Origin of the sequence: Methylobacterium sp. 17Sr1-1 (genome assembly GCF_003173775.1) — a bacterium.
GTDB lineage: Bacteria > Pseudomonadota > Alphaproteobacteria > Rhizobiales > Beijerinckiaceae > Methylobacterium.
This window is the reverse complement of sequence record NZ_CP029552.1, coordinates 4,177,319-4,193,589: the sequence shown is the minus strand read 5'-3', so window position 1 is coordinate 4,193,589 and position 16,271 is coordinate 4,177,319. Positions and strand designations below refer to the sequence as shown.

At 70.4% G+C, this 16,271-nt stretch carries 14 protein-coding genes; 10 read left to right on the top strand and 4 right to left on the bottom strand.

Going from position 1 to position 16,271, the window contains the following annotated elements; translation table 11 throughout:
* Positions 1 to 30 precede the first annotated feature (30 nt).
* From DK412_RS18835 to DK412_RS18825, 3 genes are all read left to right on the top strand, one after another.
* Positions 31 to 1,188, top strand: a complete 1,158-nt coding sequence (locus DK412_RS18835) for a zinc-binding dehydrogenase (RefSeq protein WP_109973192.1) — start codon at positions 31 to 33, stop codon at positions 1,186 to 1,188.
* A gap of 77 nt (positions 1,189 to 1,265) precedes the next feature.
* Complete coding sequence (locus tag DK412_RS18830; protein WP_109973191.1) at positions 1,266 to 1,679, top strand: DUF2147 domain-containing protein; 414 nt, start codon at positions 1,266 to 1,268, stop codon at positions 1,677 to 1,679.
* Between the two features lie 26 nt (positions 1,680 to 1,705).
* Positions 1,706 to 2,683: a glutathione S-transferase family protein gene (locus DK412_RS18825; protein ID WP_109973190.1), complete on the top strand. Its 978-nt coding sequence runs from the start codon at positions 1,706 to 1,708 to the stop codon at positions 2,681 to 2,683.
* Positions 2,684 to 2,900: 217 nt separating this feature from the next.
* Here DK412_RS18825 and puuE read toward each other — a convergent pair whose 3' ends face one another.
* Together puuE and DK412_RS18815 are read right to left on the bottom strand one after the other, a co-directional pair.
* Positions 2,901 to 4,343 (bottom strand): allantoinase PuuE, encoded by a 1,443-nt coding sequence (gene puuE / locus DK412_RS18820; RefSeq protein ID WP_109973189.1) that lies wholly within the window; start codon positions 4,341 to 4,343, stop codon positions 2,901 to 2,903.
* Positions 4,344 to 4,654: 311 nt separating this feature from the next.
* Positions 4,655 to 5,947, bottom strand: coding sequence for a glycosyltransferase family 1 protein (locus DK412_RS18815; protein WP_109973188.1), 1,293 nt, complete (start codon positions 5,945 to 5,947; stop codon positions 4,655 to 4,657).
* Between the two features lie 269 nt (positions 5,948 to 6,216).
* Here DK412_RS18815 and DK412_RS18810 point away from each other — a divergent pair, with 269 nt between their 5' ends.
* The 6 genes from DK412_RS18810 (at position 6,217) to DK412_RS18785 (ending at position 14,205) form a co-directional block, all read left to right on the top strand.
* The gene (locus DK412_RS18810; RefSeq protein WP_093568831.1) at positions 6,217 to 6,537 is read left to right on the top strand and encodes a rhodanese-like domain-containing protein; all 321 of its coding nucleotides are present in this window, start codon (positions 6,217 to 6,219) and stop codon (positions 6,535 to 6,537) included.
* 172 nt (positions 6,538 to 6,709) lie between these two features.
* Positions 6,710 to 7,843: an efflux RND transporter periplasmic adaptor subunit gene (locus tag DK412_RS18805; protein WP_093568830.1), complete on the top strand. Its 1,134-nt coding sequence runs from the start codon at positions 6,710 to 6,712 to the stop codon at positions 7,841 to 7,843.
* Between the two features lie 99 nt (positions 7,844 to 7,942).
* Positions 7,943 to 11,131, top strand: a complete 3,189-nt coding sequence (locus DK412_RS18800) for a multidrug efflux RND transporter permease subunit (RefSeq protein WP_109973187.1) — start codon at positions 7,943 to 7,945, stop codon at positions 11,129 to 11,131.
* A gap of 411 nt (positions 11,132 to 11,542) precedes the next feature.
* Complete coding sequence (locus tag DK412_RS18795) at positions 11,543 to 12,571, top strand: SDR family oxidoreductase (RefSeq protein WP_204165398.1); 1,029 nt, start codon at positions 11,543 to 11,545, stop codon at positions 12,569 to 12,571.
* Between the two features lie 73 nt (positions 12,572 to 12,644).
* Positions 12,645 to 13,508, top strand: coding sequence for an MBL fold metallo-hydrolase (locus DK412_RS18790; protein WP_109973185.1), 864 nt, complete (start codon positions 12,645 to 12,647; stop codon positions 13,506 to 13,508).
* Between the two features lie 103 nt (positions 13,509 to 13,611).
* Positions 13,612 to 14,205 (top strand): AAA family ATPase, encoded by a 594-nt coding sequence (locus DK412_RS18785; protein ID WP_109973184.1) that lies wholly within the window; start codon positions 13,612 to 13,614, stop codon positions 14,203 to 14,205.
* Between the two features lie 27 nt (positions 14,206 to 14,232).
* On the opposite strand, the gene DK412_RS18780 is transcribed toward DK412_RS18785, so the two are convergent.
* Complete coding sequence (locus DK412_RS18780; protein WP_109973183.1) at positions 14,233 to 15,213, bottom strand: oxidoreductase; 981 nt, start codon at positions 15,211 to 15,213, stop codon at positions 14,233 to 14,235.
* Positions 15,214 to 15,273: 60 nt separating this feature from the next.
* Positions 15,274 to 15,651 carry a hypothetical protein gene (locus tag DK412_RS18775; RefSeq protein ID WP_109973182.1) on the bottom strand — a complete coding sequence of 126 codons (378 nt, stop codon included), beginning with the start codon at positions 15,649 to 15,651 and terminating at the stop codon, positions 15,274 to 15,276.
* A 221-nt stretch (positions 15,652 to 15,872) separates the two neighbouring features.
* Here DK412_RS18775 and DK412_RS18770 point away from each other — a divergent pair, with 221 nt between their 5' ends.
* Positions 15,873 to 16,253: a response regulator gene (locus tag DK412_RS18770; protein WP_093568916.1), complete on the top strand. Its 381-nt coding sequence runs from the start codon at positions 15,873 to 15,875 to the stop codon at positions 16,251 to 16,253.
* The last annotated feature ends 18 nt before the right edge of the window (positions 16,254 to 16,271 follow it).

The window sequence follows — 16,271 nt, the reverse complement described above, 5'->3', positions numbered from 1 at the left end:
GCGCCAGAACAGCCAGCCGAGGAAGCGCCGATGAGCAAGCCTGAGATCCGCGTGGCCACGTTCGCGGGCCCGGGGGCGGAACCCGTCATCCAATCGGTGCCCTGGCCGAAGGTTCCGCGCAAGGCCGCCCTGATCAAGGTGGGGGCCTGCGGCGTCTGCGGCACCGACCAGCACATCCTCAAGGGCCATTGGCCGAAGCCCCTGCCGTGGCCCTTCACGCTGGGCCACGAGATCGGCGGCGTCATCGTCGAGAAGGGTGAGGAGTTCACCGCCGACTTCATGGAGAAGCCGCTCCAGGTCGGGTCGAAGGTGATGATCCCGCCGCTGATGCCCTGCGGGCACTGCTATTACTGCGTCCACTACCCGGAGCAGGCCAACAAGTGCCTGACCCCGGTCTATTACGGGCGCTATCTCGGCTTCGACAAGGCACCGCACCTGTGGGGCGGCTGGGCCGAGTACGTCTATGTCGACCTCGAGATGCTGCCGGGCACCAAGGTCTACAAGCTGCCCGACGACATGTCGCTTCGCCTCGGCGCGCTGTCCGAGCCGCTGACCTCCTGCATCCGCGCCTTCAACCGGGCGACGCGGGCCGGCGGGTTCAAGTGGGGCGACACGGTGGTGATCCAGGGCTCCGGGCCGATCGGCATCCTGGCGGTGGCGGCGGCGCAGGAGATGGGGGCCGGCCGCGTCATCTGCGTCGGCGCGCCGGAGGAGCCGCGCCTCGCGCTCGCCCGCAAGTTCGGCGCCGAGGCCACCGTCGACATCACGGAGGTCACGACGCCGGAGGCCCGCATCGCGGCGGTGCGCGAGATCGTCGGCGGCTTCGGCGCCGACCTGGTGATGGATTGCTCCGGCCACCCGAGCGCCGGCCCCGAGGGCATCGAGTTCCTGCGCGACGGCGGCACCTATGTCGAGATGGGCCAGTTCACCGATGCGGGGAAGATCGAGACCTCCTGGCACCGGATCTGCTCCAAGGACCTGAACGTGCTCGGCTCCTGGGCCTTCACCGGCAACGACCTGCCGCTCGGCGTCGACATGCTCTACCGCGCCCGCGACAAGTATCCGTGGCTCGAGATGCAGTCGGTCTATCCGTTCACGCAGGAAGGCGTGTCGCAGGCGGTGAAGGACGCGATGGCGATGAAGACGGTGAAATCCACCATCGTGCCGTTCCCGGAGCTCGTCGCGTGAGCGCCTGACCGCATGGCGGGACGGGCGGGAAGGCGCTAGGTCGGGGCTTCGATTCCGCCGTCTCGGAGCCCTGACCGTTGCGTCCCGTCCGTCTCGCCGCCCTCTTCCTCGCCTGCGCCCCGGCTCTCGCCCACGCGCAGGCGGGTCCCCAGCCCCTAGGGACCTGGCTCACGCCCGCGGGCGACTCGCAGATCCGCATCAGCCGCTGTGGCGCCGCCTATTGCGGTGTCATCTCCAAGGTGATGGCCGGCGAGACCAAGGATGTGAACAACCCCGATCCCGGCTTACGCGGCCGCAGCCTCGTCGGCGTGGCGCTCAGCCGCGACATGCGCCCGTCCGGCGAGGGCTGGGAGGGCTCGCTCTACAATTTTCGCGACGGCAAGACCTATTCGGGCAAGCTCGCCATGAAGGGGCCGAACGTGCTCGAACTGTCGGGCTGCGTGCTCGGCGGGCTGATCTGCAAGAAGCAGATGTGGACGCGGGTGGATTAACGCCGACGGCGGGTGAGGAGGGCGCGATGGGGCTTCTGGTCGACGGCGTCTGGCACGACCAATGGTACGACACCAAGGAGACCGGCGGGCGCTTCGTGCGCAAGGACGCGGCCTTCCGCAACTGGGTCACCCCGGACGGGCGATCCGGCCCGAGCGGGGAGGGCGGCTTTCCGGCGGAGGCGGGGCGCTACCACCTCTACGTCTCGCTCGCCTGCCCGTGGGCGCACCGCACCCTGATCGTGCGGGCCCTCAAGGGGCTCGAGGACGCGGTCTCGGTCTCGGTGGTCGATCCGCATATGGGCCGCGAAGGCTGGGTGTTCGGCGACAGCCCGGGCGCCGGGCCGGACACGCTCAACGGCGCGAGCCGGCTCTACGAGGTCTACCTCAAGGCCGATCCCCACTATACCGGCCGGGTCACCGTGCCGGTCCTGTGGGACAAGGTGCGCGGCACGATCGTGTCGAACGAGTCGGCCGAGATCATCCGGATGCTGAATGGCGCGTTCGGCGGCAGTGGACCCGACCTCTACCCGGAGGACCTGCGACCCGAGATCGATGCCCTCAATGCCCGGGTCTACGACCGGGTCAATAACGGCGTCTACAAGGCCGGCTTCGCGACCGCGCAAGAGGCCTACGAGGAGGCGGTGACGGCGCTCTTCGACGAGCTCGACGCCCTCGACGCCCGCCTCGATCGCGGCCGCTACCTGATGGGTGCGCGGCTGACCGAGGCCGACATCCGGCTGTTCACCACGCTGGTCCGGTTCGATCCCGTGTATGTCGGGCACTTCAAGTGCAACCTGCGCCGGATCGCCGACTACCCGAACCTCGCGCCCTACCTGCGCGACCTCTACCAGACTCCCGGCATCGCCCCGACGGTCAACCTCACCCACATCAAGCGGCACTATTACGAGAGCCACCCGACCATCAACCCGACGGGAATCGTGCCGCTCGGGCCGGTGCTGGATTACGAGGCGCCGCACGGGCGGGCGGAGCGGTTCGGGACGTAAGTCGGCCGGGCAAGCTGGCTTTCACACCACGCTTCCAACGCACAGGGTCATCCCGGGGCCGCGCAGCGGAACCCGGGATCCATAACCGCCGGCGCTTCAGGATGAAGCGGAACGCTGGTCGCCTTGTCCTGAGACGTCAGCGGTTATGGATCCCGGGTTCCCGCCTTCGGCGAGTCCCGGATTGCCGGCTAGGGATTTCGAGCGTCGATCGAGACAGTTACGCCGTCGCCGAAAACACGTCCGGCAGCGACGGCAGCCGCTGCTTGAGCCGCAGCAGCGCGATGGTCTCGATCTCGGCGAGCGCCCGGGCCCGCTCGTCCTCGGGCGAATTGTCCAGCCGTTCTGCCAGTTGCGACAGGATCTCGTCCGGGCTCTTGCCCCGCACCGCCATCACGAACGGGAAGCCGTGCCGCGTGCGGTAGCGCTCGTTGAGGTCGAGGAAGCGGGCGCGGCCCTCGGCATCGAGAGCGTCGAGGCCGGCCGAGGCCTGCTCGGCGCGGGATTCCGGCGCGAGGTCGGCGGCCGCCACCCGGCCGGCGAGGTCGGGATGGGCGCGGATGAGAGCCAGAAGCCGCTCCGGCTCGGCCGCCCGCATCACCTCGACCATCGCGGCATGCAGCCCGTCGGCCGAGTCCTGCATGCCGGAGAGCCCGGCGGCAGCGGCGCCCTCGGCCACCCAGGGCGAGTGCTCGAACACGTCGCCAAAGCTCTCGACGAACAGCGCGCGGCCCATCCGGCTCGGGGTCAGGCCGGCGGGCGCGTGGGTCCTGGCCCAGTGCCGGGCGATGTCGATGCGCCGGGTCACCCAGACGTCGTCATGCGCCGCCACGTGGTCGAGGAAGCGGGCGAGCGCCGCGATCCGCCCGGGCCGGCCGACGAGGCGGCAATGCAGGCCGATCGACAGCATCCGGGGCGTCTCGGCGCCCTCGGCGTAGAGCACGTCGAAGGAATCGCGCAGGTAGGCGAAGAACTGGTCGCCCGCGTTGAAGCCCTGCGGTGTCGCGAACCGCATGTCGTTGGCGTCGAGCGTGTAGGGCACGACGAGCTGGGGCGCCCGCGGGCCCTCGACCCAGTAGGGGAGGTCGTCGGCGTAGGAATCCGCCGAGTAGAGGAAGCCGCCCTCCTCCATCACCAGCCGCAGGGTGTTCTCCGAAGTCCGCCCCGTGTACCAGCCGAGCGGGCGCTCGCCGGTCACCTCGGTGTGGATCCGGATCGCCTCGCTCATGTGGGCCTTCTCCTCCTCGTAGGAGAAGTCGCGGTAGTCGATCCACTTGAGGCCGTGGCAGGCGATCTCCCAGCCGGCCTCGCGCATCGCCGCGACCGCGTCCGGGTTGCGCTGGAGGGCGGTGGCGACACCGTAGACCGTCACCGGCACGCTGCGCTCGGTGAAGAGCCTGTGCAGGCGCCAGAACCCGACCCGGGACCCGTACTCGTAGATCGATTCCATGCTCATGTGGCGCTGGCCCGGCCAGGCCTGCGCGCCGACGATCTCCGACAGGAACGCCTCCGAGGCCCGGTCGCCGTGAAGCAGGCAGTTCTCGCCGCCCTCCTCGTAGTTGATGACGAACTGCACCGCGATGCGGGCGCCGTCCGGCCATTGCGCGTGCGGCGGGGTGCGGCCGTAGCCGACGAGGTCGCGGGGGTAGGGGGAGTCGGTCATCGGCGGATCCGGTCGGGGCCGAGGCCGCGCCGTCCGGCGCCGGGTGAAGCGCGGGATCCCCTCTCCGGTTTGGGAGAGGGGTAGGGGTGAGGGTGGCTCGGCGTCCGGATCGGTCGCTCGGCGTCGAGCTGCGCAGCGCGACGGTTCGAGATTTATCCTGAGCCTGAGCCACCCTCACCCCCGGCCCCTCTCCCAGACGGGAGAGGGGAGCCGCGCCCGACCCGGCACCCGAAGGGAGCGGGACGGCCATGGGGCAATCGTCCTGCAACCTTAGCCGTACGTCAGCCCCGGCGCAAAACCGCCCCGCAACCTCACCCCGCCAGGGCCGCCAGCGCCGGATCGACCCGCGCGAAATGGTCCGCCCAGGTCGGCGCCCGGTACCCCGCGAGGCGCTCCGTCATCGCCGCACGATGCTCCGAGCCCGGCACCGCCAGGTCCTCCACCACCCGCATCCATCCGAGCCCGTCGAGCGGGTGCAGGAACTCGGCGAAGTCTCCCGCGATCTCGCGGTGGACCGGGATGTCGGAGGCGACGACCGGCAGGCCGCTGGCCGCGGCCTCCAGCACCGGCAGGCCGTAGCCCTCGGTGAAAGAGGGCATCAGGAGCGCGGTGGCGTGGCCCATCAGCTCCACCAGCCCGGCGGTCGAGAGGCTCGATGCCTCGACGACGTGGGCGCGCACCGCCGGGCAGCGCTCCAGGAGATCGACCACGTTCTCGCTCTCCCAGCCCCGGCGCCCGACGACGACGAGGCGCGGCGTCGCCTCGCCGTGCCGCGCGGCGAGCTCGCGCCAGGTGCTGAGGAGGCCGATCAGGTTCTTGCGCGGCTCGATCGTGCCGCAGACGAGGAAGAACGGCGGGGGTGGGGCGGCGGAAGCCCCGTCTTCGGGCGAGCGATGGAACGCGGCCTCGATCCCGAGCGGCCCGACGGTGATGGGCGGCACCCGGCGCCCGAGGCCGGCGAGGTAGGCGGAGAAGCGCCCCCTCACATCGGCCGAGTTCACCAGGATGGCTTGCGCGTGGCGCGCCACCGTCTCCATCCGCACCCGGTGCCGTTCGGCCTCGCCGGGGCGGCCGTATTCGGGATACTCGATCGGGATCAGGTCGTGGATGAAGAAGACCGGCCGGATGTCGGGCCGGTCGTACAGCCAGTCGAACCGCGCCGGCTTGTCGAGGCGCAGGTGCGAGGCGTGGAGGTAGATCGCGTTCATCGGCACGCGCTCCGGTCCCGGCGCCCGGAAGGCCGCGAGCCAGGCCCGGAGCTGCCGCTCGCGGCGGGCCCGCGTTCCGTCGGGCCTCGCGGCGCCCGAGCCCGCCGGCGGCACGGGCAGGCCGAGCCGGCCGGCGAGGTCGCGGTAGACCGGGTCGTCGCCGACCGCGACCTCCTCGGTCCAGGACGCCAGCGCCGCCTCGACGAGGCCGGCCATCTGCGCCCGGTCGAGCACCTTCGGGCCGAGCGGAGTCGAGACCACGCCGAAGCGCGGGCCGGGCCGGTCCAGGAGGTGCCGGGCATAGGCGAGCTCGACCCGGTCGATCCCGGTCGGGCTCGCGTGGCGCAGGCGGGTGACGAGGCGGGTGAGGTCGAGGGCGACGGGATGCGGGCGCATTGACACCTTGAACGATGGGACCTTGAACGATGAAGTCCCGCCGAGGGGGACACAGTCGCGGCGTTCCTACACAGCGGCGGCTCACAAGCCGAATCCAGCTTGTGCGGCAGCGCACAAGACGACCCCCGGCCCCGGGATGACCGCTCTTGCAACGCTGAGCGGTGATGATTTATCGCATTCGTCACCGCTCCGTCGCGTCGCGGTGACAAGTGTCGGACGCGCCGATTATGATCGTGGGTCGGCGCTGGGTCGACGTTTCGGGTGAGACAATGGCGATCGTCGACTGGGACCGGGATGCGGTGAAGAGCGGCCTGGCGGACGGATCCGTCCTGCTGATCGACGTGCGCGAGCCCAACGAGTTCGAGGCGGGCCACATTCCGGGCTCCGTTTCCTTCCCGCTCTCGAGCTTCGACGTCGAGCGGCTGCAGGCCATGATCGCCGCGGATGGCCGCCGGCCGGTCCTGTCCTGCGCCGCCGGCGTGCGCTCGGCGCGGGCGCTGCAGTATCTCCAGAGCCAGGGCATCCCCCTCTCGGAGCATTATGCCGGCGGGTTCAAGGACTGGGCCAATGCCGGCGAGACCGTGGACTAGCTGAACCAATACGCCGCCCGCGGGCGGTTCGACATCCTTCAGGCCCCGGGAGGGCCGCGCCGAGAGCGGCGCGGTTCCCGGTCAAGGCCACCCCCTCGACGCGGACGGGCCCCGGCCCGTCTCTTCGCGCGTCCGAGGGGGCCGCATGCACGAGACGAGCGGGAGAGTGAGTATGCGCAGGCTGAGGCTGGCGGCGGTGATCCCGGCGCTCCTGCTGATGGCCGGTATCCCGGCGCGGGCCCAGGCTCCCGGCGGGCCGCCCCCGACGGTCACGGTCGCCAAGCCCGTGGTCAAGGAGGTGGTGGAGCACGACGACTTCACCGGCCGCTTCAACGCGATCGAGTACGTCGAGGTGCGGGCCCGGGTCACCGGCTACCTGCAAAAAATCCATTTCCAGGACGGCGCCGTGGTGAAGAAGGGCGACCTGCTCTTCACCATCGACCGGCGGCCCTACAAGGCGGCCCTCGACCAGGCGAATGCGGCCCTCGATTCGGCCAAGGCCCGGCTGAACTTCAGCCAGACCGATCTCGAGCGCGCCCAGACCCTGAGCCGCTCCGGCAACATCTCCGAGCAGGTCACCGACCAGCGCCGGCAGAACTCGCAGACCGCCCAGGCCGACGTCGACAACGCCACCGCGGCCCTGCGCCAGGCCCAGCTCAACTACGACTTCACCGAGGTGCGCTCGCCGATCGACGGGCGGATCTCGCAGCGCAACGTCACCGAGGGCAACATCGTCATCACCGACCAGACGATGCTGACCACGATCGTCTCCCTCGATCCGATCTACTTCTCGTTCACGGTCGATGAGCGCTCGTTCCTGGCCTATCAGGGGACCCTGCGGATCGGCATGGGGGCGACCCAGAACGAGCACACCGTGCCGATCCTGGTGGCGCTGACCGGGGAAGCGAAGCCCACCCGCAAGGGCGTGCTCAACTTCGTCGACAACCGGGTCGACGAGGCGACCGGCACGGTGCTCCTGCGCGCCACGGTCGAGAATCCGGACCGCTTCATCAAGCCCGGCCTGTTCGGCATCGTCAGCATGCCGGCCTCGAAGCCCTATCGCGGCGTGCTGATCCCCGACGAGGCGATCGGCGCCAACCAGGACAAGCGCCTCGTCTACGTCGTCGGCGACGACAACGTGGTCCAGCCGCGCAACATCCGCCCCGGCCCGAAGATCGACGGCTACCGCGTGGTGCGCGACGGGCTGAAGGGCGACGAGACCATCGTGATCGTCGGCCTGACCCGGGTGCGCCCGGGCGCCAAGATCACGCCCGAGCGCAAGGACCTGCCGCCGGTCCGCGAGTAACCAGACACGCGCCGCCCGTCCGTGCGGCGCTTCCATCAGGACGCCAGCGCCCCGACCGGGAGCGCCACGCCCATGTTGAGGGGCGCGAGAGGCCCACCGATGCGTTTTGCCCACTTCTTCGTCGACCGGCCGATCTTCGCCTCGGTGACCTCGATCGTCATCCTGATCATCGGCTACGTCTCGTACATCTCGCTGCCGGTCTCGCAGTATCCCGAGATCGTGCCGCCGACCGTGGTGGTGCGCGCCTCCTATCCGGGCGCCAACGCCGAGACCGTGGCGGCCACCATCGCGACGCCGATCGAGCAGGAGATCAACGGCGTCGACAACATGCTGTACATGTCGTCGCTGTCGACCAACGACGGCAACATGCAGCTGACCGTCACCTTCGCGCTCGGCACCAACCTCGACATCGCCAACGTGCTGGTCCAGAACCGGCTCTCGGTCGCCCAGCCGCGCCTGCCCGGCGACGTGCGCAACCTCGGCGTCACGGTCCGCAAGTCCTCGCCCGACCTGATGATGGTCGTGCACGTGCTGTCGCCCGACGGCACCTTCGACCAGAACTACCTGGCCAACTACATCTACCTGCGCCTGCGCGATCCGATGTTGCGCCTCAACGGCGTCGGCGACATCACGGTGTTCGGTGGGTCGGAATACGCGCTGCGGCTCTGGCTCGATCCGAACAAGCTCGCGTCCTACCAGCTCTCGACCACCGACGTGCTCAACGCGCTGCAGGAGCAGAACGTCCAGGTCGCGTCGGGCGCGCTCGGCGCGCCGCCGGCGCCGGCCGATCAGGCGTTCCAGCTGACGGTCCAGACGCAAGGCCGGTTCCAGGATCCGAGCGAGTTCCGCAAGGTGATCGTCAAGGCCTCCGACGGGCGCCTGGTGCGGATCTCCGATATCGCCCGGGTCGAGCTCGGCCAGAAGGACTACACGACGAAGTCGTTCCTCAACGGCCAGCCGGCCATCGGCATCGGCGTGTTCCAGCGTCCCGGCACCAACGCCCTCCAGGCGGCCGAGCAGGTCCAGGCGCTGATGAAGACGCTCGCCAAGGACTTCCCGCCCGGCCTCGAGTACAAGATCGCCTACAACCCGACCGAGTTCATCGCCGAGTCGGTGCACGAGGTCTACAAGACCCTCGGCGAGGCGATCGTCCTCGTCGTGGTGGTGATCCTGGTCTTCCTGCAGAGCTGGCGCACCGCGATCATCCCGATCATCGCGATCCCGGTCTCGCTCGTCGGCACCTTCGCGGTGATGGCGCTGCTCGGCTTCTCGCTCAACAACCTGACGCTGTTCGGCCTCGTCCTCGCCATCGGCATCGTGGTCGACGACGCGATCGTGGTGGTGGAGAACGTCGAGCGCAACATGGCCGAGGGGCTCTCGCCCGGCGAGGCGGCCCACAAGACCATGGACGAGGTCGGCGGCGCGGTCGTCGCCATCGCCCTCGTGCTCTCGGCGGTGTTCATCCCGACCGCCTTCATCCCGGGCATCTCGGGCCAGTTCTACCGGCAGTTCGCGCTGACCATCGCGGCCTCGACCATCATCTCGATGTTCAACTCGCTGACGCTGTCGCCGGCGCTCTGCAAGCTGCTGCTGAAGCCCCATTCCGAGCACCACCGGCCGCGCTTCTTCCTGGCGCGCTTCGGCGCCTGGGCGGCCAACACCTTCAACCGCGCCTTCGACGCGACGGCGAACGCCTACGCGGCGACGATCCGCTTCCTCACCGGGCGGCTGGTGCCGCTGCTGGCGATGCTCCTGCTCTATGCCGGCGTCATCTACGGCGTGCTGCATCTGGTGCGTACCACGCCGACCGGCTTCATCCCGCTCCAGGACCAGGGCTACCTGCTGGTGGTGGTGCAATTGCCGCCGGGCTCGGCGCTCGAGCGCACCACCGCGGTGGTCCAGGAGGTGTCGCGCCGCTCCCTCGACATCGACGGCGTCGGCAACACCGTCGTCATCGCGGGCTTCGACGGCGCGACCTTCACCAACACCACCAACGGCGCGGTGATGTTCCTGCCGTTGAAGCCTTTCGCCGAGCGCCTCGCCAAGGGCCGCACCGCCGGCAAGATCCTCCAGGACGTGCTCGCCAAGACCGCGCCGATGCAGGAGGCGCGGATCATCGCGATCCCGCCGCCGCCGGTGCGGGGCCTCGGCAATGCCGGCGGCTTCAAGATGCAGGTGCAGAGCCGCGAGGGCTCGGACATCGCCCGGCTGCTCCAGGTCTCGGGCGACCTCATCGGCGCGGCCAACCGCGATCCCAACCTGACCCGCGTCTTCACCACCTTCGGCAACGACACGCCGCAGATCTACCTCGACATCGACCGCACGGTGGCGCGGATGCTGAACGTGCCGCTCGCCAACGTGTTCTCGACGCTGCAGGTCAATCTCGGCGGCGCCTACGTCAACGACTTCAACACCTTCGGGCGCATCTACCAGGTCCGGGCCCAGGCCGACGCCAAGTACCGGATGGAGAAGGAGGACATCGAGCGGCTCAAGGTTCGCTCCTCCACCGGCGCGCTGGTGCCGATGGGGACGCTCGCCAACATCCGCGACATCTCCGGCCCGCAGATCGTCCAGCGCTACAACCTGTACTACTCGATCCCGGTACAGGGCGATTCGCGGCCGGGCGTGTCCTCCGGCCAGTCCCTCGACGCGATGGAGAAACTCGCCCGACAGACCCTGCCCGACGGCATGAGCTTCGAGTGGACCGAGATCGCGTTCCAGGAGAAGGCGGTCGGCAACACGGCGATCTACGTCTTCGCCCTCGGCGTGCTCCTGGTCTTCCTGGTGCTCGCCGCGCAGTACGAATCCTGGGCGCTGCCGCTCTCGATCCTGCTCGTGGTGCCGACGGGCGTGCTCGCGGCGCTGGCCGGCGTGCAGTTCCGGGCGCAGGACAACAACATCCTGACCCAGATCGGCCTCATCGTGCTCATCGGTCTCGCGGCCAAGAACGCGATTCTGATCGTCGAGTTCGCGCACCAGATCGAAGAGAGCGAACGCCGCGGGCCGGTCGCGGCCGCCGTCGAGGCGTGCCGGCTTCGCCTGCGGCCGATCCTGATGACCGCCTTCGCGTTCATCCTCGGCGTGGTGCCGCTCGCCTTCGCCACCGGCCCCGGCGCCGAGATGCGTCAGGCGCTCGGCACCGCGGTGCTGTTCGGCATGCTCGGGGCGACGATCTTCGGCCTGTTCCTGACGCCGGTCTTCTACGTGGTGATCCGCAACCTCTCGATCCGGATCAACCGCTGGCGCGGGGTGGACGACCACCACGGCGAGCCGGAGCCGGCGCGCTGAAGGTGCATCTCTGCGGTCTCATCTAATGTCCGCTCAAACCTCCCAATACATTGAAGCGCGGGATCCCCTCTCCAGGCGATGCCGGGCTTGCCAGAGATCCTTGCCCGGTATCGCCTGGAGAGGGGTAGGGGCGATCGAAGATCGCGCAGGGTGGCGCGGTTCCGTATGAGGCTCCGAGCGTCCAGCTGCGCAGCTCGACAGTTCAGGGTCATTGCGGAAACCGAGCCACCCTCACGCGGGATCTTCGATCCCCACGGCCCCTCTTCCAAACGGGAGAGGGGAGATGCGCCTTATCCTTCGCTCTTCAGCATTCGGGGACTTTGCGTGTGGCGGTGCGTCACCGCCGCACCCGAACCTCCCGCCCGCCCTCCGCATTGCCCGGCAGCTTCTTCAAGCCTTCGGGAGGTGCGCGTGGCGCGGGTGGCGGTGGTGACGGGCGGCACGGCGGGGATCGGTCTGGCGACCGCCCACGCCTTCGCCAGGGAGGGCTGGTCGGTCGGCATTGTCGCCCGCGACGAGGGGCGCCTGCGCGATGCGGAGGCCGCGCTCCGCCGGCACGGCGGCGCCGTCCTGGCGATCTCCGCCGACGTGGCCGACGTCGAGGCCGTGAACGACGCCGCCGACCGGTTCGAGGCCGAGCTCGGGCCGATCGACAGCTGGGTCAACAACGCGATGTCGTCGATCGTGGCGCCGGTGCCCGAGATCGCCCCCGAGGAGTGGCGGCGGGTCACCGAGACCACCTATCTGAGCCAGGTCTGGGGCACGCTCGCGGCGCTCCGCCACATGCGGAGGCGCAACCGCGGCACCATCGTGCAGGTGAGTTCGGGCCTGGGGCTCCGGTCGATGCCGCTCCAGGTGCCCTACTGCGCCGCCAAGCACGCGGTGACCGGCTTCACCGACGGCCTGCGCTCGGAGCTCCTGCACGAGCGGGTCGACGTCAATCTGACGGTCGTCTACCTGCCCGCGGTGAACACGCCGCAATTCGGCTGGGCCCGCACCCGCACGGGCGCCGAGCAGGACATCCCGGCCCCGGTCTTCGACCCCCGGCTCTGCGCCGACGCGATCCTGTTCGCCGCCAACAATCGGCGCCGGGATATCTGGGTCGGCCGCTCGACAGTGCAGATGGGGCTGATGCAGGTGGTGTCGCCGGCGCTCTCCGACCGGATGATGGCCCGCGGCTGGGACGCGCAGATCGGCGAGGCGGCGCCCGACAAGCCCGGCAACCTGTTTAAGCCCGCGCCCGGTCCGGCGGCGATCGACGGAAAATTCTCCGACAAGACGACGCCGACCCGCAGCGAGTTCTTCACCGACCGCCAGCGCGACGTCCTCGTCACCGGTCTTGCGGCCGTGTGCCTCGGCGGCGCGGCGGCGCTCGCCCTCGGCGCGGGGGCGGCGCGGCGGCTCGGCCGGCGGCGCCGGCTGCTGCCGCGGCTGTTCTGACGCGCGCCGTCGCCGGCGCGGCGGCGGCGCCCTATCTCGGGAACTCCCCTCAAGGCTGCCCGATAGGTCTCGCGTGCCCGGTTACCTGCCCTTCGCGGGCGCCCTCAAGCTTCCGAGCTTCGTCTGCGACAATTGCGGCTTCTGGCAACGCCACTTCGCGGCGCCGCCGAGCTGCCCGATGTGCCTCGACGCGCGCCACGTCGTACCGCAGGACGGCTGGCGCTTCCGCGACGTCGCGGAGGCGCAAGCCTCGTTCCCTTGCCACTGGGAGGAGGTCGAGGCGGGCGTGTGGAAGTTCTGGAACGAGCCGGTCACCGGCATCGGGCCGAGCGCCTACCTGATCGTGACCCCTGAGGGCAACATGGGCTTCGAGGGCTGCCCGGTCTTCAGCGAGGCGGCCCTCGACCACATCGAGGCCCTGGGCGGCATGAAGATCCTGTCGGCCTCGCATCCGCACAGCTACGGCGCGCTGCCCCAGCTCCAGGACCGCTTCGACCCCGAACTCTGCCTGCCGGCCGCCGACTTCACCTGGAGCGCGGCGCTCCAGGTCTCCTGGCCCTACGACGATGGGCTGGAGCCCCTGCCGGGCCTGGTTCTTCACCGCACCGCCGGCCATTTCGACGGCCATGCCGTGCTGCACGACACGACCCGCGGCATCGTGTTCTGCGGCGACGCGCTGAAGTTCGAGCTGAACCCGAAGAACTCGCGCGAGGCGCTGACGATCTCGGCCCACAAGGCCTTCGTGCGCGGCGTGCCGCTGACCCCCGCCGAACTGACCCGCTACCGCGCGGTCTTCGCCGCTCTCGACTTCCACCAGACCTGGACGCCGTTCGAGCAGGCGGCCAATGTCGGGCGGGAGGAGGTGCTGGCCCTCATCGACGCGATGCTGGCCTCGCGGCCGCACGCCTATCCGGTGCCGGTCGCGGAGTTGGCGTGAGGACGGGCAGCGCAGGTCTTCGTCGACGCCAGGACCGGCGCCTTGCCGGCTCCGGTCGCATGCCCTAAGGGCAAATCGGGGTCCGTGGAGGCCGAAATTTGCGATGCCGAACATGGTCGGGTTGCCCGAGGCCGCTGCGCTGCTCCGCGATGCTCGACGCGTGTTGGTCTTCGGCAGCTCCGGCGCCGGAAAGTCGACGCTCTCCTCGGCCCTCGGTCGCCAGCTCGGCCTGCCGCACCTCTCCATGGACCGGGACTTCTACTGGCTTCCTGGTTGGGTAGCTCGGCCCCGCGAGGAGTCCCGCGCACTGATCGCCGCAGCGGTCGCGAGCGAGCGCTGGATCATAGACGGCAGCTTTCCGTCGAGCCTGGATCTGCGCCTGCCGCGCACCGATCTCGCGATCTGGCTGCGCCTGCCGCGACTAAGCTGCCTCACCGGCGTGATTCGCCGCGGGTTCGTGCATCGCGGTCGGACCCGCCCTGACATGGCGCCGGGTTGCCCTGAGAGACTGCCGGACCGGGAATTCCTGAGCTACGTCTGGAACTTTGAACGGGACACGGTCCCGGCGATCATCCGCGGCCTCGACGCTCACGGCTCGCACGTGCCCACTCTCGTGATCCGGTCGCGCCGTGAAGCCGACAAGCTTGTCGCAGCGGTCGCGACCCAGTCGGGGTGCCCGGATCACGCGACGATGTAGCCAGGATTGAACGCCTAGTTCGCCGGCTCACAGCCCGAACTGCGCGCCCGTATCCCCCGGAGTGACGAGGCTCCGGGCCCGGCTGCGCGAGGGCAGGAAGGGCAGGGCGGCGCAGGTGGCCCCGACGCTGTCGCAGAGCCGCTCGACCGCCCGCACGATGTCGGGCGGGCCGGCGACGTGGACGGTGTCGCTGCCGCGCAAGGTGGGCAGGTGGGCGGTGACGGGGCCGTGGCGCACGTCCGACTGGCCGCGGCGATCGCGGCTCGCCGCCAGGGTGACCTGCTGCACGCCGGTGCCGCGCAGCCAGGCAAGGGCGGGGCGCATGTAGAGGTCGTCGGCATCCGTTGCGCCGGCCACCACCACCATCTCGCGGCCGATCTCGAGGTGGCGCGCCGCCCGGGCGATGGCCCAGATCGGCGCGAAGCCGGTCTCGGCCGAGACCAGGATCAGGCGTCCGGGGCCGGGCCGGTAGGGCGTGCCGCCGGCCGGTCCCTTGATCCGCACGGCGTGGCCGGGATGCACCGCCTCGCCGAGGGCGGGGCCGAGCGCACCGCGGTCGCGGCGCAGGTGGAAGACGAGTTCGTTGAGCTCGGTGTTGCCGTCGATGCGCTGGGTCGGGCAGTAGGGCCGGGCCGGCAGCCCCGCGAAGGCGACTTCCACGGCCTGGCCGGGGGCGACGTCGAGGCTGCGCGAGACCGTGACCACCACCTCCATCACCGCGCCCGTGAGCGGGGTGGCGGAGAGCAGCGTGCCGGCGCGCTTGGCGGTACGCAGGACCGCGAGGGGCGAGGGGGCGGGTCCCGGCCGGGTCGCGGCGCCGTCGCCGAGGCGAGGCCGGGCGCGGCTGGTGTTGCGCAGGCGCGGCAGAGCCTCCTGCAGCATGGAATCCTGGATCACGCCGTCGCGGCCGGCCGCGACCGTCCGGGGCAAGGCGGCGTCGAGGGGCGTGTCGCCGGTCGCCACACGGACGGGCTTGCCGTTGACGACGAGCGAGCAGCGGGGGCTCATGGCCGTCTCCGTGCGACTGATCGGGCTTTGGGGCGTGACGGGGGGAGGGGCCACGCTCGTCTAGCGCGGCGCGAACAGCAGGCGCTCGACCAGGGAGGCCCAGCGGTCGCGGTCGGCGCGCAGGTCCTCCTGCGTGTCCTCGCCTTCAGCCTGCTGGATCGACAGAGCCGCGACCTGGGCGCGCAGCTCCGCCGCGGCCTCGCGCTCGGAGCGCAGCACGGCCTTCATCACCTTGTTCTCGGCCTCGAGCTGGGCGACGAGATCGTCGATCTCCTCGAACTCGTCCTCGTCGGGCAGGGGCAGCCGGTAGGGCCGGGGGCCGAGCCAGCCCGGCGGGAGCAGCAGGCGCCGCACCAGATCGAAATCCGGGCCGGTCCGTCCCTTGAGATCCGGGCCGCCCCGTTCCTGGCCCGAGATGTCAAACGCCGCCTCGCCCATCGCCGCCTCTCCGCGCCTCGTGCCGGCCGACCGGATCGCACCCGTCCGGGTGCGCCGCCTCCGATCACGGCCAGGCTGACGATGCTGTCGTCATGGTTAAGGAGCGTTTAAGCGCGACCCTCGCATTCGCGCGATTGACCGAACGGAGCCGGCGACACACTCTCGCCCCGCGACCCGGAGCGGACGCTGATTCGCCCGCCCCGGAACCCTTGGAGATCGCGATGCTGGACGGACGACGGGTGCTGATCGTCGAGGACGAGGCGCTCGTCGCCCTGGAGCTGACCGAGATCGTGACCGGCTCGAACGCCCATGCCGTCGGCCCGGCCCGCACCAACCGCGAGGCCCTGGCGCTGATCGACCTGGAGGAGATCGACGTCGCGATCCTCGACCTCAACCTCGCCGACGGCGAGGCGACGCCCACGGCCGAGTGCCTGATCGGCCGGGGCGTGCCGGTGCTGATCTGCACGGGCGGCGTGCTGCCGCGCGCGATGCGGCTGATGTGGCCGGACCTGCCGATGTTGCGAAAGCCCCTCAACCCCGACCGCCTGATCGAGGCCCTGGGCGCGCTCTGCGCCGAGCCGGTGGGCGGGGGGCGGATGTAGGGCGCGCGCCGCCCGATC

Coding starts and splice junctions, on each gene's coding strand:
- DK412_RS18835 (WP_109973192.1), top strand. CDS start 31: ATGAGCAAGCCTGAGATCCGCGTGGCCACGTTCGCGGGCCCGGGGGCG.
- DK412_RS18825 (WP_109973190.1), top strand. CDS start 1,706: ATGGGGCTTCTGGTCGACGGCGTCTGGCACGACCAATGGTACGACACC.
- puuE (WP_109973189.1), bottom strand. CDS start 4,343: ATGACCGACTCCCCCTACCCCCGCGACCTCGTCGGCTACGGCCGCACC.
- DK412_RS18815 (WP_109973188.1), bottom strand. CDS start 5,947: ATGCGCCCGCATCCCGTCGCCCTCGACCTCACCCGCCTCGTCACCCGC.
- DK412_RS18810 (WP_093568831.1), top strand. CDS start 6,217: ATGGCGATCGTCGACTGGGACCGGGATGCGGTGAAGAGCGGCCTGGCG.
- DK412_RS18805 (WP_093568830.1), top strand. CDS start 6,710: ATGCGCAGGCTGAGGCTGGCGGCGGTGATCCCGGCGCTCCTGCTGATG.
- DK412_RS18800 (WP_109973187.1), top strand. CDS start 7,943: ATGCGTTTTGCCCACTTCTTCGTCGACCGGCCGATCTTCGCCTCGGTG.
- DK412_RS18785 (WP_109973184.1), top strand. CDS start 13,612: ATGCCGAACATGGTCGGGTTGCCCGAGGCCGCTGCGCTGCTCCGCGAT.
- DK412_RS18780 (WP_109973183.1), bottom strand. CDS start 15,213: ATGAGCCCCCGCTGCTCGCTCGTCGTCAACGGCAAGCCCGTCCGTGTG.
- DK412_RS18775 (WP_109973182.1), bottom strand. CDS start 15,651: ATGGGCGAGGCGGCGTTTGACATCTCGGGCCAGGAACGGGGCGGCCCG.
- DK412_RS18770 (WP_093568916.1), top strand. CDS start 15,873: ATGCTGGACGGACGACGGGTGCTGATCGTCGAGGACGAGGCGCTCGTC.